Source organism: Streptomyces sp. NPDC096013, from assembly GCF_044763565.1.
In the GTDB taxonomy this organism is placed as follows: Bacteria; Actinomycetota; Actinomycetes; order Streptomycetales; family Streptomycetaceae; genus Streptomyces.
Genome location: NZ_JBIWGK010000011.1, coordinates 66,954 through 81,167 on the forward strand (window position 1 = coordinate 66,954; position 14,214 = coordinate 81,167).

General features: G+C 71.1%; 12 protein-coding genes and 1 pseudogene. 8 read left to right on the top strand and 5 right to left on the bottom strand.

All coding sequences use genetic code 11. The features are described from left to right. The first annotated feature begins 33 nt into the window (after positions 1-33). A complete protein-coding gene (recR, locus tag ACIRB1_RS31725) occupies positions 34-633 on the top strand; it encodes a recombination mediator RecR (protein WP_403467783.1) in 600 nt (199 codons plus the stop codon). Next, a complete protein-coding gene (locus ACIRB1_RS31730; RefSeq protein ID WP_352183919.1) occupies positions 626-1,285 on the top strand; it encodes a DUF5063 domain-containing protein in 660 nt (219 codons plus the stop codon). The genes recR and ACIRB1_RS31730 overlap by 8 nt, the downstream gene beginning before the upstream one ends. 37 nt (positions 1,286-1,322) lie before the next feature. Here the strand turns inward: ACIRB1_RS31730 and ACIRB1_RS31735 are convergent. After that, positions 1,323-1,560: pseudogene (locus ACIRB1_RS31735) on the bottom strand (sulfite exporter TauE/SafE family protein); the annotation flags it as partial. Positions 1,561-1,727: 167 nt separating this feature from the next. Here ACIRB1_RS31735 and ACIRB1_RS31740 point away from each other — a divergent pair. Further along, positions 1,728-2,240 carry an SgcJ/EcaC family oxidoreductase gene (locus tag ACIRB1_RS31740; RefSeq protein ID WP_352183920.1) on the top strand — a complete coding sequence of 171 codons (513 nt, stop codon included), beginning with the start codon at positions 1,728-1,730 and terminating at the stop codon, positions 2,238-2,240. Here the strand turns inward: ACIRB1_RS31740 and ACIRB1_RS31745 are convergent. Together ACIRB1_RS31745 and ACIRB1_RS31750 are read right to left on the bottom strand one after the other, a co-directional pair. Beyond that, positions 2,206-3,495 carry an ATP-binding protein gene (locus tag ACIRB1_RS31745; RefSeq protein WP_403467784.1) on the bottom strand — a complete coding sequence of 430 codons (1,290 nt, stop codon included), beginning with the start codon at positions 3,493-3,495 and terminating at the stop codon, positions 2,206-2,208. The genes ACIRB1_RS31740 and ACIRB1_RS31745 overlap by 35 nt on opposite strands. Next, on the bottom strand, positions 3,492-4,178 hold the full coding sequence (locus tag ACIRB1_RS31750) for a response regulator transcription factor (protein WP_403467785.1): 687 nt from the start codon (positions 4,176-4,178) through the stop codon (positions 3,492-3,494). The genes ACIRB1_RS31745 and ACIRB1_RS31750 overlap by 4 nt, the downstream gene beginning before the upstream one ends. A gap of 187 nt (positions 4,179-4,365) precedes the next feature. On the opposite strand from ACIRB1_RS31750, the gene ACIRB1_RS31755 reads away from it, so the two are divergent. The 4 genes from ACIRB1_RS31755 to ACIRB1_RS31770 all read left to right on the top strand — a co-directional run bounded on the left by ACIRB1_RS31755 (position 4,366) and on the right by ACIRB1_RS31770 (position 9,116). Beyond that, positions 4,366-5,637 (top strand): aspartate kinase, encoded by a 1,272-nt coding sequence (locus tag ACIRB1_RS31755; protein ID WP_352183923.1) that lies wholly within the window; start codon positions 4,366-4,368, stop codon positions 5,635-5,637. Then, complete coding sequence (locus ACIRB1_RS31760) at positions 5,637-6,704, top strand: aspartate-semialdehyde dehydrogenase (RefSeq protein WP_352183924.1); 1,068 nt, start codon at positions 5,637-5,639, stop codon at positions 6,702-6,704. Before ACIRB1_RS31755 ends, ACIRB1_RS31760 begins: the two co-directional genes overlap by 1 nt. Before the next feature lie 523 nt (positions 6,705-7,227). Further along, entirely contained in the window at positions 7,228-7,803 is a 576-nt protein-coding gene (locus ACIRB1_RS31765; RefSeq protein WP_019063113.1) for a SigE family RNA polymerase sigma factor, read from the top strand. After that, positions 7,800-9,116 (top strand): hypothetical protein, encoded by a 1,317-nt coding sequence (locus ACIRB1_RS31770; protein ID WP_352183926.1) that lies wholly within the window; start codon positions 7,800-7,802, stop codon positions 9,114-9,116. The genes ACIRB1_RS31765 and ACIRB1_RS31770 overlap by 4 nt, the downstream gene beginning before the upstream one ends. A 103-nt stretch (positions 9,117-9,219) precedes the next feature. Here ACIRB1_RS31770 and ACIRB1_RS31775 read toward each other — a convergent pair whose 3' ends face one another. Next, positions 9,220-10,035 (bottom strand): SURF1 family protein, encoded by an 816-nt coding sequence (locus ACIRB1_RS31775; protein ID WP_403467786.1) that lies wholly within the window; start codon positions 10,033-10,035, stop codon positions 9,220-9,222. 150 nt (positions 10,036-10,185) lie between these two features. Between ACIRB1_RS31775 and ACIRB1_RS31780 the strand changes: the two genes are divergently transcribed. Continuing rightward, positions 10,186-11,985, top strand: coding sequence for a prolyl oligopeptidase family serine peptidase (locus ACIRB1_RS31780; RefSeq protein ID WP_352183928.1), 1,800 nt, complete (start codon positions 10,186-10,188; stop codon positions 11,983-11,985). A gap of 230 nt (positions 11,986-12,215) precedes the next feature. Here ACIRB1_RS31780 and ACIRB1_RS31785 read toward each other — a convergent pair whose 3' ends face one another. After that, positions 12,216-14,135, bottom strand: a complete 1,920-nt coding sequence (locus ACIRB1_RS31785) for an NAD-binding protein (RefSeq protein WP_403467787.1) — start codon at positions 14,133-14,135, stop codon at positions 12,216-12,218. Between the last annotated feature and the right edge of the window lie 79 nt (positions 14,136-14,214).

A 14,214-nucleotide genomic window follows, 5' to 3' on the forward strand; every position in this document is an offset into this window, starting at 1 on the left:
ACCCGCACGACTCCAGGAAGGGCAGGCAGTCCGTTGTACGAAGGCGTGGTCCAGGACCTCATCGACGAGTTGGGGCGACTCCCCGGCGTCGGTCCCAAGAGCGCGCAGCGGATCGCCTTCCACATCCTTCAGGCGGAGCCGACGGACGTCCGTCGGCTCGCGCAGTGCCTGATGGAGGTCAAGGCGAGGGTCCGCTTCTGCGCGACCTGCGGCAATGTCGCGCAGGAGGAGCTGTGCAACATCTGCCGCGACCCGCGCCGCGACCTCACGGTGATCTGTGTCGTGGAGGAACCGAAGGACGTGGTCGCGATCGAGCGGACGCGTGAGTTCCGGGGCAAGTACCACGTCCTGGGCGGCGCGATCAGTCCGATCGAGGGGGTCGGACCCGACGACCTGCGTATACGAGAACTTCTCGCGCGGTTGGCCGACGGTTCCGTCACGGAACTGATCCTTGCCACGGACCCGAATCTGGAAGGCGAGGCCACGGCCACGTACCTCGCCCGCATGATCAAGCCCATGGGCCTCAAGGTCACCCGCCTGGCCAGCGGCCTCCCGGTGGGCGGCGACCTGGAATACGCGGACGAGGTGACTCTCGGCCGCGCCTTCGAGGGGAGACGACTCCTAGATGTCTGACGCCACGCTGCATGACACTGCGCAGGACCCGGACGACTTCGCGGTCCAGATCGCGGACCAGGTCGAGAGCTTCCTGGTGGCCGTGTCGGAGGTAGCCAAGGGCGAGGACCCCGATTCGGCGGTCCCCTTCCTGCTCCTTGAGGTGTCCCAACTCCTCCTGGCGGGCGGCCGGTTGGGCGCGCACGAGGACATCGTCCCGGACGAGCGCTACGAGCCCGACCTGGGCCCGGAGGCGGACGTGGACGAGATCCGCGAGCGCCTCGCGGTGATGCTGGAGCCGATCGACGTGTACTCGGAGGTCTTCGACCCCTACGAGCCGCGCAAGGCCCCGGTCCCGGCCCGTATCTCCGACGACCTCGCCGACGTCCTCACCGACCTCCGCCACGGCATGGCCCACTACCGCGCCGGCCGCACCACGGAGGCCCTGTGGTGGTGGCAGTTCTCCTACTTCTCCAACTGGGGCTCCACGGCCTCGGCCGCCCTGCGCGCCCTCCAGTCCCTGGTCGCCCACGTCCGCCTCAACCAGCCCCTCCCGGAACTGGACGGCCTGGACACGGACGTCAGCATGGGCGACGAGACCCTCGAGTTCGAGGCGGGCGCGGTCATGGCGCAGGAGATCGCGGGCCCGCTGGGCATCAGGCCGGTGAAGTAACCGCACCACTGCCGGACAGAAGGGGGCTCGGCGGGCGTCACAGCCCCCAGGCCCCCTTTCCCACAGCCGTGAGCCCACCCGCCGGCGCCGGCGTCAACACCAGTGCCCGCGCCCGGTGTTCGGGAATCCGCCCGGCGAGAAGGCGTTGACGACGACGCCGTAGAACCGCGCGTTGGGGACGAACTCCCGTACCGCCCAGCCGCGTTGACCGCGTACAGGGAGATCGGCGGCCTGCCCACGCCCGCCGCCGCGTTCATGAAACCCCCGCCGCTCCCGCCGCGACGCACATGGGGCGACATCATTCAGGGGCGGTGCCCGGCCCGCCACAGCGCGTGAATTGGATCAGCCCTTGCCGACCCCTGTACGTCCGCTGCACAGGCCCTAACCAGCTGAAAGCCAGTCTGGAGTCATCCCAAGAGGCACCAGTACCACTGGAGTTGAGATGACCCGCCGGTCCATGAGCAAGCGCGCAGCCGTCGTCACCGTCACCACCGTCCTGGCCCTCGGCACCGTCGGCACCGTCGCCGCGACCGCCGGACCCGAGCGTGGCGGGCACCAGGACGCCAAGCCCGCCAAGAAGCAGATCGCCGCCCTCTTCGACGGCTGGAACCGCGCGTTGCGGACCGGCGACCCGGAGCAGGTCGCCGCCCGGTACGCGCCGGACGCCGTGCTGCTGCCCACCGTCTCCAACAAGATCCGCACCGACCACGCCGAGATCGTCGACTACTTCGAGCACTTCCTGGCCAACAGGCCGGTCGGCAAGAAGGTCGAGACCATCGTCAACGTGCTCGACGGCAACTCCGCGATAGACACCGGGATCTACGAGTTCACCCTCACCGACCCGAAGACCGGGAAGAAGCGTGTCGTCGAGGCCCGCTACACCTACGAGTACGAGAAGCGCGGCGGCACGTGGCTGATCGTCAACCACCACTCCTCGGCGATGCCCGAAGGGTGATGACCACCGACAGACCGCCCCCGGGCGCGTCCCGCAGGGTCACCGTCCCGCCGTCGTCCGCCACCAGCTGGCGTACGACGGCGAGGCCCAGGCCCGAACCGGCGCGCCCGGTGAGGCCCTGACCGCGCCAGAAGCGGTCGAAGGCACGGGACTTGTCCGCGTCGGGCATGCCGGGACCCTCGTCCAGGACCGCCAACTCGACCTCGTCACCCCGTGATCGCGCCCGCACGGTGATCGTCGCCCCGTCCGGCGACACCTCCAGGGCGTTGGAGAGCACGTTGTCCAGGACCTGTTCGAGATGACCGGGACTGGCCAGCACCAGCGGCCGGCCGTCGGCCACTTCCCCCCTGAGCGCGATGTGGACTCCGCGCTCGTCGGCGGCCGGTCTCCACACCGAGAGGCGCTCGGCGACGATCTCCTTCAGCGGCAGCGGTTCGGCCGCCGTCACCTTCGCCTCGGCCCGCGCCAGCACCAGCAGTCCGTTGACCAGTCGGCTCATCCGGACCACCTCGGCGGTCGCCTGTTCCACGTCCTCGCGGACGGACCCGTCGTCCGTGCCGTCCGCGATGTTGTCCAGCGACAGCCGCAACGCCGTGAGCGGGGTGCGGAGTTGGTGCGAGGCGTCGGCCACGAAGATGCGCTGCGAGGCGATCAGGGTGTCCAGCCGTTCGCCCGCCTGGTTCAGGGTGCGGGCGAGCGTCTGCGTCTCGTGCGGGCCCGCCACCGGAGTGCGTGCCGTCAGGTCGCCGTCGCTGAACCTGCTCGCCATGTCGTTGAGCTGACGCAGCGGGCGGGTCAGCCGGCGGGCCACGAGCGCCCCGAGACCGGCCGCCACCGCCAGCACCGCCAGCGCGAGGACCGCCCGGAAACCCCAGATGCGCCACAGGCGTTCGGTCAGATCCGAGGTCGGATACGTGATGCGGACGGCGCCCACGGTCCGGCCGTCGCGCTCGGCCGGCTCGGTCACCTCCAGCGCCCCGTCGCCCCAGTGCGTCGCGGTCTTGGCCCGCGCCGCCGGCAGCACCTCGGCCGTGCCGGGGGTCTCCTGCGCGTACGCCACCACCATGCGGTCCAGCGCGGCGCGCGAGGCGGCGTCGCCGCTCAGCAGCAGGGCCATCGTCCGGGCCTCCCGCCGCACGGACTGCTCGGTGTCACCGCGCAGTTGGGAGGTCAGCGTGAACGCCACGGGCACGGTGAACGCGGTCAGCGCCACCGCCACCAGGAGGACGTAGCTGACGATGAGCTGCCGGATCATGAGGGCGTCGCGCCGTCCGTGATCTCCAGCCGGAAACCGACCCCCCGTACCGCCTCGATCGTGACCGCGCCCGCCAGCTTCCGTCGCAGCGCCGCCACATGGACGTCGAGCGTCTTCGTCGGGCCGAACCAGTTCGCGTCCCAGACCGCTTCCATGATCTGCTCGCGCGACATCAGCGCGCCCGGCTCCTCGGTGAGGAACGACAGCAGGTCGTACTCCTTGGGGGCGAGCGGCACCTCCTCGCCGTCGAGGCGGACGCGGGCCGCCTTGCGGTCGATGGTGAGGCGGCTGCCGTACGCGTCGGGACCGGCCGCCTCCGCGACCGCCTTCGGCTGCGCGCGGCGCATCACCGCCCTTATCCGCGCGATGACCTCCCGCACCCCGAACGGTTTCGACACATAGTCGTCGGCGCCCAGCTCCAGGCCGACCACCCGGTCCGTCTCGTCGCTGCGCGCGCTGATCACGATGATCGGCACGTCGCCGCGGGCGCGCAGCGCCCTGCACACGTCGAGGCCGTCGGTGTCGGGCAGGCCGAGGTCGAGGAGGACGACGTCGTAGGGACCGGGATGGCTCAGTGCCGCCGTGCCCGTGGTGACCCACTCCACCTCGAAGCCGTAGCGCAGCAGACCGCGGCGCAGCGACTCGGCCACCGGTTCATCGTCTTCCACCAGAAGTACGCGCACACGGCGCACCTTAGTGCGGTAAAACCAATTCCTCGGGGTCACCTGTGACACTCGGCACTTTTCCCGCAGCTCGTAAGTGGGCATGCGCTGACCTGGGCGTCCGAATCTCACCATGCGATACCGCGGAAGCGAATTTCGGGCGCTCGTTAAACTGAGCCGACACACCAGGACTGAGCGAGGAGCGCACGTGGGCCTTGTCGTGCAGAAGTACGGAGGCTCCTCCGTAGCCGATGCCGAGGGCATCAAGCGCGTCGCCAAGCGAATCGTCGAAGCGAAGAAGAACGGCCACCAAGTGGTCGTCGTCGTTTCCGCGATGGGCGACACGACGGACGAGCTGATCGATCTCGCCGAGCAGGTATCTCCGATGCCCGCCGGGCGTGAGTTCGACATGCTGCTGACCGCCGGAGAGCGGATCTCCATGGCGCTGCTGGCCATGGCGATCAAAAACCTGGGTCATGAGGCCCAGTCGTTCACCGGCAGTCAGGCAGGCGTCATCACCGACTCGGTCCACAACAAAGCGCGGATCATCGACGTCACGCCCGGTCGTATCCGCACCGCGTTGGACGAGGGCAACATCGCCATCGTCGCCGGGTTCCAGGGTGTGAGCCAGGACAAGAAGGACATCACCACGCTGGGCCGCGGCGGCTCGGACACGACCGCCGTCGCGCTCGCCGCCGCGCTCGACGCCGAGGTGTGCGAGATCTACACCGACGTCGACGGTGTGTTCACCGCCGACCCGCGCGTGGTGCCGAAGGCGAAGAAGATCGACTGGATCGCCTTCGAGGACATGCTGGAGCTCGCCGCCTCCGGCTCCAAGGTGCTGCTCCACCGCTGTGTGGAGTACGCCCGCCGATACAACATCCCGATCCATGTGCGGTCCAGCTTCAGCGGACTTCAGGGCACCTGGGTCAGCAGTGAGCCGATTGGGGACCAGAAGGTGGAGCAGGCCATCATCTCCGGTGTCGCGCACGACACCTCCGAGGCCAAGATCACGGTCGTCGGCGTGCCCGACAAGCCGGGCGAGGCCGCGGTGATCTTCCGGACGATCTCCGACGCGCAGGTCAACATCGACATGATCGTGCAGAACGTGTCGGCGGCCTCGACCGGTCTCACGGACATCTCGTTCACCCTCCCCAAGGCGGAGGGCCGCAAGGCCATCGACGCCCTGGAGAAGAACCGCGGCGGCATCGGCTTCGAGTCGCTGCGCTACGACGACCAGATCGGCAAGATCTCCCTGGTCGGCGCGGGCATGAAGACGAATCCCGGCGTCACCGCCGACTTCTTCACCGCCCTGTCCGACGCGGGCGTCAACATCGAGCTGATCTCGACCTCCGAGATCCGTATCTCGGTGGTCACCCGCGCCGACGACGTCAACGAGGCCGTCCGCGCCGTGCACACGGCGTTCGGCCTGGACTCCGACAGCGACGAGGCCGTCGTCTACGGAGGCACCGGCCGCTGATGGCCAGCACCGGAGCGACCCCGCGTCCGACGCTCGCCGTGGTCGGCGCGACCGGGGCCGTCGGCACGGTCATGCTCCAGATCCTGTCCCAGCACGCGGACATCTGGGGCGAGATCCGCCTGATCGCCTCCCCGCGCTCGGCCGGCCGCAAGCTGGCCGTGCGCGGGGAGCAGGTCGAGGTGGTGGCCCTGACGGAGGAGGCCTTCGACGGGGTCGACGTCGCCATGTTCGACGTCCCCGACGAGGTCTCCGCCCAGTGGGCGCCGATCGCCGCCGCCAAGGGCGTGGTCGTCGTCGACAACTCGGGTGCCTTCCGGATGGACCCGGAGGTGCCCCTGGTGGTCCCCGAGGTCAACCCGCACAAGGTGCGGCACCGGCCGCGCGGGATCATCGCCAACCCGAACTGCACGACCCTGTCGATGATCGTCGCCGTGGGCGCGCTGCACGCCGAGTTCGGGCTGCGCGAGCTGGTGGTGTCGTCGTACCAGGCGGTGAGCGGGGCGGGCCGGGCCGGGGTCGACACCCTGCGCCAGCAGCTCGCCCTCGTCGCCCACACCGAGCTGGGCACCAAGCCCGGTGATGTGCGGCGGGCGGTGGGCGACAACACCGGGCCGTTCCCGGAGCCGGTCGCGCTCAACGTCGTACCGTGGGCCGGGTCGTTGCGCGAGGACGGCTGGTCCTCGGAGGAGATGAAGGTGCGGGACGAGTCCCGCAAGATCCTCGGTCTGCCCGCGCTGCCGGTCGCCGTCACCTGCGTGCGGGTGCCGGTGGTCACCACGCACTCCCTCACCGTCCACGCCCGCTTCCAGGGCGAGGTCACCGTCGACGGCGCGCGCGAGATTCTCGCCACGGCCCCGGGGGTCGTCCTCTTCGACAATCCGGCCGCCGGGGAGTTCCCCACGCCCGCCGACGTGGTGGGCACCGACCCGACCTGGGTGGGGCGGCTGCGGCGGGCGCTGGACGATCCGACCGCGCTCGAACTCTTCGTCTGCGGGGACAACCTGCGCAAGGGAGCCGCCCTCAATACCGCGCAGATCGCCGAGCTGGTGGCGCGCGAACTGGCCTGAGCGCGGACCCAACTCGCCCTGCCCGACCGTAAATCCGCTGGCCAGTGGCGCACGAGTTTGTAGGATCGGCGTGCGCGATGTGGTCGGATTAATGGTTGGTAACCCTTGAATCCGGCCACCTCCGCATCCGAAGATTTCACTCCCCGCTTCCCGCAACCATGCGGCGAGCGGGGAGCGTCTTTGCGAACGCCCTTCAGGTGGGCGCGCGGTGACGCGGTAAGGGGCGTGGGGACGCCCCGGACTTTCGTGACACAGGGGAAGAGCGGGTAGGCATGAGGGTGTTCGACGCACTGCCGGTTGCGCTGCCTGACACCAGACGGGTGGGTGATGTCGCCGGACGGCTGGGCGGTGGCGCCGGCCGGTCGGGTGGACGGTGTGTTCCGTCTGACGTAAATGTGACGGCCGACGCGTACAACCCCCAAGGGGGGAAGCGTGTCCAACTGGCGTGGCTCAGGTACTCGACTTCTCTGCGGCACGCGGCACGGCCCTCCGGCCCCCGCGTGGATCCCGTGCGCCCGGCGGCATGCCGGTGATCGCGCCGATGCCCGCAGCGCGGCCCGCCCGCATCCCGAACCAGCGCGACGGTGTCGACGACGCCGTCGCGGCCGGCACGACGGTCGACCATCTCACCGAGACCTACCGGGCGCACTACCGCTCGCTGCTGGGCCTGGCCGCACTCCTCCTCGACGACACCGCGTCCTGCGAGGACGTCGTCCAGGAGGCGTTCATCCGGGTCCACTCGGCGCGCAAACGCGTCCGTGACCCCGAGAAGACCCTGGCCTATCTCCGCCAGACCGTCGTCAACCTCTCCCGCTCGGCCCTGCGCCGCCGCATCCTCGGCCTCAAGCTCCTCTCGAAGCCGATGCCGGACATGGCCAGCGCGGAGGAGGGGGCCTACGACCTCCTGGAGCGCGACTCCCTCATCAAGGCCATGAAGGGACTGCAACGCCGCCAGCGCGAGGTCCTGGTCCTGCGTTACTTCGCGGACATGACGGAGGCGCAGGTCGCCGAGTCGCTCGGCATATCGCTGGGCTCGGTGAAGGCGTACGGCTCGCGCGGGATCGCCGCCCTCCGGATCGCCATGGAGGCCACGGCATGACCGACAAGGCCGACGGAAACGGAAACGGCTCGCACGCACGGCGTGAGCCGGACGTCCGGCGCGGCCCGACCTGGGCGCGCAGGGAACAGCCGAACGAAACACACGCTGGGAACGGAACTGTGAACCACGGCCCCGACGAACAGAGCCCCACCGGGCCGAGCCTCGACGGGAACCTCGAGAACCGGGAGAACCCCGAGAACTCCGCGGACACCGAGGACATCGAGGAACGGCCCCCCGTCGAACCCGGAGGACCCCTGGGGTTCCTGGGGGCAGCGGGACAGGGCTCCCACGACCACGCCGACGACCTCCACGCCCCCGAGGGCTTCGGCCCCGACGAACTGGCCCTACGGCGGCTGCTGCACCAGGCCGTCCAGGAGGTCGAGCCGCGCGACGGCACGCTGGACCACCTGCGCAAGGCGGTACCGGCCCGCCGGGCCCGCAAGCGCCAGGCCCTCGTCGGCATGGCCGCCACCCTGCTCTTCTTCGGCACCGCGATCCCGGCTCTCGTGCACGTCTCGAACTCCACCGGCTCCAACCCGGACCCGTCCATCGCGGGCAACAGCTCCCAGGCACAGGGCGGCACCAGCCAGGGCAAGGGCCCCGACGGCGGCGCCGGCACCACGGGCGGCGCCCCGGGCCGGGCCTCGGAGAACCCCGGCGGCCACAAGGACGACGGCGCGGGCAAGACCCCCGGCCACGGCACGGTGAGCGCGAACCCCTCGGCCAGCGCCGGGACGGCGTCCGCCGTCTGCACGGCCGCACAACTCGGCTCGTCCAGCTCGACGGTCGACGCCCCCGACGCGTCGGGCGTCGTCTACGGCACGTTCACCGTCACCAACACCTCCGGCACCAGCTGCACCGTCGGCGGCCCCGGCACGGTCGGCACCTACGCGATCGGCGCGGCCGACAACTCCAAGATCACCGTGGTGCAGCACAGCGCGGGGGACCCGGCGGCCGGACTGCCCGACCCGTCGACGGAGACCTCCCAGCTGGTGCTGGCACCGGGCTCCGCCTACCTGGTCAAGTTCGCCTGGGTGCCCTCCGAGACCTGCCCCACCAGCGGCACCAGCACCGGCGGCACCACCACCGGCGGTTCGACGGCCAGCCCGTCGCCCACGGAGGACGCCGGCACGAGCAGCGGTTCCACGACCGGCGACACCGGGACGACCACCCAGCTCCTGGAGGACGGCACGCTCGACGGCAGCGTCCAGGTCACCCACACCCCGTCGACGGGCTCGCCCTCGGTCACGGCGACCGTGACGAACGCGTGCGCGGGCACGGTGTACCGGACGGGCGTGCTGGCGGGGTCGTAGGAAGGGCGGGGTCGAAGGCCGTCGGCCACGGGGGACCGGCGTCACCCGGCGGACGTCAGGCGATGGATGTCAGAGGACGGCGGATGTCATACAGCGACGGATGTCATACGGCGGTGACACGCGCCTGGTCCGGCGCGTCCTCGGTCTCGCCTTCCGGAATCAGGCCCAGCTCGGCGTCGCGGGCGAACTCCACCTCGCGGCGCAGCAGCCGGAACCACATGAAGACGACGAAGCCGGCGAAGACGAACCACTCGCCGGTGTAGCCGAGGTTCTGGAAGGCCTTGAGGTCGAGGCCGGTGTTGGCGGGCGCGGTGGCCGGCACGGCCTTCATCCCGGAGTCGCCCTTGTCGAGGGTGATCCACGCGTCGTACAGGTGGTACGGGACGAGGTTCACCAGCGAGGCCGCGCTGATCGCGGCGGTCTGGCCGGACGGGAGGCCGCTCTGCGCGCTGACGCCGTTGTCGCCGGGGGTCTCGGACGCCTGGAGCGAGCCGGTGACGGTGACCTCGCCGGTGGGCGCGGCCGGTGCCTTCGCCGCGTCGGGCTCGCCGGGAATCCAGCCGCGGACGACGGGGAGCGCCTTGCCGGTGTCGGTGCGCAGCAGGGTGAGGACGTAGAAGCCGTTCTTCCCGTCCAACTGGCGGTCGGGGACGAGGAGTTGCTTGCCGTAGCGGCCGGTCGCGGTGGTCTGGCGGCCCGAGGTGCTCTGGTCGACCGGCAGCAGTGAGGCGAGGGGGCGCGCGGTCTCCGTGCGGTCGGTCTCGACCTGCTTGGTGGCCTGATGGCTGCTGTCCACGCGTGCCTGGAACCGGCTCAGCTGCCACGACCCCATGAAGACGCAGAAGGGGATGGCGAGCAGTACGAAGACGTTGATGCCCCACCAGCGCGATGTCAGCAGAAACCGGTACACGCCTTCCACGGTACGGGGCTCCCGCGGGGCCCTTGGCCCGGGGGTCGGCCCGAGGGTTCACCAGGCGTCGGCAATGCTCCGACCGGGACTTGGTCGAAGTTATCCACAGGCTGAGGATCCGGCCAGTGCAATGTCGTCGTGGGCGGGCAGTATGGGGCCATGACTGAGAGCAACGGGTCCGAGAACACACCGGACTGGGAGAAGCGCTTCCGGGCGCCCCGCGTGTCCCTGCCCGACTGGGCGGAGGACGCACCCGACCGTTCCCTGTTCGTGTCGAACGCGACGGGGACGTATGAGCTGTACGCCTGGGACCGTGCGTCGGGCGAGCAACGCCAGGTGACGGACCGGCCGAACGGCACGACGGACGGTGTGCTCTCCCCGGACGGGGAGTGGATCTGGTGGTTCGACGACAAGGACGGGGACGAGTTCGGCGTCTGGCGCCGCCAGCCCTTCAAGGGCGGCCCCGACGAACCGGCGGTACCGGGCCTGGAACCCTCCTATCCGGCAGGACTGGCCCTGGCCCGCGACGGGAGAACGGCGGTGGTGGGCCGCTCCACGGACGAGGACGGTACGACGATCCACCTCGCCCGCACCGGTGAGGAGACGACGCTGATCTACCGCCACCGCGAGTCGGCGGGCGTCGGCGACCTCTCGCACGACGGTTCGCTGATCGCCATCGAGCACACGGAGCACGGCGACGCGATGCACTCCGCGCTGCGCGTCCTGCGCCCGGACGGCACCGCGGTCGCCGACCTGGACGACACCAAGGGCGGCACCGAGGAGCTGGGCCTTGAGGTCCTCGGCTTCGCCCCGGTGGACGGCGACACGCGTCTCCTCATCGGCCATCAGCGGCGCGGCCGCTGGGAGCCCCTGGTGTGGGACGTGGTGAAGGGCGGCGAGACGGACCTGTCCCTGGACCTGCCCGGCGATGTGAGCGCGGAGTGGTACCCGGACGGCTCGTCCCTCCTCATCGCGCACAGCTTCGAGGCCCGCAGCGAGGTCTTCCGCTACGACCTCGCGTCGGGCGAGCTGGAGAAGGTGCCCACCCCGCCCGGCACGGTCTCGGGCGCCACGGCGAGGCCGGACGGCAGCGTCGAGTACCTCTGGTCCTCCGCCGCGGAACCCTCCGCCGTGCGCTCGACGACGGGCGAGGTGGTCCTCGACCCGCCCGGCCTGAAGTCACCCGGTTCGGTCCCGGTGGAGGACGTGTGGGTGGAGGGCCCCGGCGGTCGCATCCACGCCCTGGTCCAGAAGCCGGCGGGCGCGACGGGCCCGCTCCCCACGGTCTTCGACATCCACGGCGGCCCGACCTGGCACGACAGCGACTCCTTCTCGGCGGGCCCGGCGGCCTGGGTGGACCACGGCTACGCGGTCGTCCGGGTCAACTACCGCGGCTCCACCGGCTACGGCCGCGCCTGGACCGACGCCCTGAAGCACCGGGTCGGCCTGATCGAGCTGGAGGACATCGCGGCGGTCAGGGAGTGGGCGATCGACTCCGGCCTCGCCGACCCCGCCCGTCTGATCCTCACCGGCGGCTCCTGGGGCGGCTATCTCACCCTGCTCGGCATCGGCACCCAGCCCGACGCGTGGACCCTCGGCATCGCGGCGGTCCCGGTCGCCGACTACGTCACGGCGTACCACGACGAGATGGAAGCCCTGAAGGCCATGGACCGCACGCTGCTGGGCGGCACCCCGGAAGAGGTCCCGGCCCGCTTCGAGGCGTCCTCCCCGCTGACGTACGTCGACGAGGTCACCGCCCCGGTCTACATCTCGGCGGGGGTGAACGACCCACGCTGCCCGATCCGCCAGATCGACAACTACGTGAAGCGGTTGGAGTCCCGGGGCGCGGTGCACGAGGTGTACCGGTACGACGCGGGGCACGGGTCGTTGGTGGTGGACGAGCGCATCAAGCAGGTGAAGCTGGAACTGGACTTCGCGGAGCGGCATTTGGGGAGCTGACGCCGGGGCCTCCGAGCGCGGGTCGGCCCAGTCCAGCCTGTCCGGCACCTGTCCAGGACAGACCGCCAACACCCAGCCCGTCCGGCACCTGTCCAACTCAGGGCCGCCAATACCCAGCCCGTCCGGCGTTTGAGGACGAGGCCCCTTCAGGGCCGAAGCGGGGGTCTGGGGGCGCAGCCCCCGGCAACGCCCGCTTCGGCACCGGGTACCTGCTCAAGTACAGGGCACCGTCACGCCCCCGCGCGATTCCGGGGCCGCCGCCCCAGCAACTCCGCCAGGCCCCGACGGGTAGCCGCGAGCACCACCCGGTCCGACCCGGCCAGCACATACGAGTCGGGCAGGTCCCACACCAGCCCCGACCGCCGCACGTCCTCCGCCGCGTCCCGCGTGGCCGTGTCCAACGCCAGCACCCGCCAGGACCCCGCCCGGAACGCCTCCGCGACCGTCTTCCCCTCCAGCTGCGGATGCCCGCCCACGGTCATCGCCGCGAACAACAACACCCGCCGCTCGACGGGAATCGCGCCCAGAATCTGCCGCCCCATCATCGCCCCGGCGAAGGCGGGCGCGGCCAGATGGGACACACTCCGGCTCCGGGTGAGGGCGCCGGGGTGAGCCGCCCGCAGGGTCCGGTAGACGGCGGTGGCGAAGTCGTCGTCGTACAGCCGGAGCACGACCCGCAGATCCGGCCGCACGGACCGTGCGTACAGCACCGCTTCGAGGTTGGTCGTGTCGGAGCTGGTGACCGCGAGCAGCGCATGGGCCCGATGGATCTTCGCGGATTCGAGGACGCCCTCCTGGGTGACATCACCCAGGATCACCGGCACCCGCAGCCGCCGTGCGACAGCGAGCCCCCGCGCCTCGGGATCGGCCTCGACACACACGACGGGGATGTGCAGTTCACGCAGCCGGGTCAGCACCCGGGTACCGATCTTCCCGAGCCCGAGCAGCACGACATGCCCGCCGAGACCACGCGGCGGCTTGCGCAACGCCGACGCCGTACGGAACGTACCGAGGGCTTCGAGCACCGCGGCCAGCAGCACCGGAAGCATCAGCAACCCGACGAGCCCGGAGAGGAGTTGAAGGATCTGCCGCCCCAGAGGTGCCCCGATCGCGGGGTTGTCGATCGCGAACAGATCGAGCAGGGTCAGATAGAAGGCGGTCAGCGGATGGATCTGCGTCACCAGCCACAGCGAGACGGCGAGCGCGATCACACACGCCACCATGCCCGCCAGCGACCACCGCAGCCGCCGCGAGAACAGCGAGGAGAACGCGGGCACGACCCCGCCCCCGCGCCCGCCGGGCAACTGCGGTCCGGCGTACGACACCTGCTCCAGGACGACGGTCCCGCGCCCGGTGGCGGAAGCGACCGCCGCCGCGTCGGGCAGCAGCCGTGGGCCCTGTTCGCCCATGCCCTCGGAGCCGTCCGCACCGGCCGGGTCGCTGCTGGTCGCCGAGAGCAGGGCGAGCGTGGCGAGCCCCGGGTCGGCGACCTCCCCGGGGGCCGGCGGCGGCCGTTCCACCGCGCGCAGCAGCAGCCCGTCGGTCTGGACGACCTTGCTGGTCCCGGCCAGCGCGGTCGCGGCCAGCGCGGGCGCGGCCGTGTCGGCGTCGGACAGCACGGTCGTCGACGCGTCGAACCCGGTACCGGACCCGCCGCCCGCCCCGCCGCCCGTGCCGTCCCCGGTCGCCAACGCGGCGGCCTGGTCGAGGAGTTCCTCGATGTGCTGGCCGAGCCGCCGGTTGTAGAGGCGGATCACCAGCCGGATACGGGGGTTGAGGCGGCGGGCGGTGAGGGCGGCCCGGATGTTGGTCTCGTCGTCGTCATAGACGAGGGCCAGCGCGGTCGCCCGCTCCACACCGGCTTCGGCGAACACGGCCTCGGTCAGCTCGGCGACCTCCAACACCCGTTCCCCGCGCGGGGGTTCGGGGGAGACGGTGCCGCCGTTGGCGCCACCGTTGGCACCCGTCCTGCCCACCGCCGCGTTGACCCGGTCGAGCAGCGCGGCCGAGGCGGCACGCGCGCGGCCCACGACGGGCGGCCGTGCGGTGGCCTCGGAGAGCGGGACGACGAGGGTGATCTGTTCGCCGTAGACACTGCGGAGTTCGGCGGCGAGCCGGTGCGCGAGGGCGTCGTCTCCGCACACCAGCATGTGCGCACGGGGACCGCCCGGCGGGGTCTGATTCGGAACGCTGCTCGCCACGAGGGGAAAGACTGCCCCAAGGAGGCGG

Coding starts and splice junctions, on each gene's coding strand:
- ACIRB1_RS31730 (WP_352183919.1), top strand. CDS start 626: ATGTCTGACGCCACGCTGCATGACACTGCGCAGGACCCGGACGACTTC.
- ACIRB1_RS31740 (WP_352183920.1), top strand. CDS start 1,728: ATGACCCGCCGGTCCATGAGCAAGCGCGCAGCCGTCGTCACCGTCACC.
- ACIRB1_RS31745 (WP_403467784.1), bottom strand. CDS start 3,495: ATGATCCGGCAGCTCATCGTCAGCTACGTCCTCCTGGTGGCGGTGGCG.
- ACIRB1_RS31760 (WP_352183924.1), top strand. CDS start 5,637: ATGGCCAGCACCGGAGCGACCCCGCGTCCGACGCTCGCCGTGGTCGGC.
- ACIRB1_RS31765 (WP_019063113.1), top strand. CDS start 7,228: ATGCCGGTGATCGCGCCGATGCCCGCAGCGCGGCCCGCCCGCATCCCG.
- ACIRB1_RS31770 (WP_352183926.1), top strand. CDS start 7,800: ATGACCGACAAGGCCGACGGAAACGGAAACGGCTCGCACGCACGGCGT.
- ACIRB1_RS31780 (WP_352183928.1), top strand. CDS start 10,186: ATGACTGAGAGCAACGGGTCCGAGAACACACCGGACTGGGAGAAGCGC.
- ACIRB1_RS31785 (WP_403467787.1), bottom strand. CDS start 14,135: ATGCTGGTGTGCGGAGACGACGCCCTCGCGCACCGGCTCGCCGCCGAA.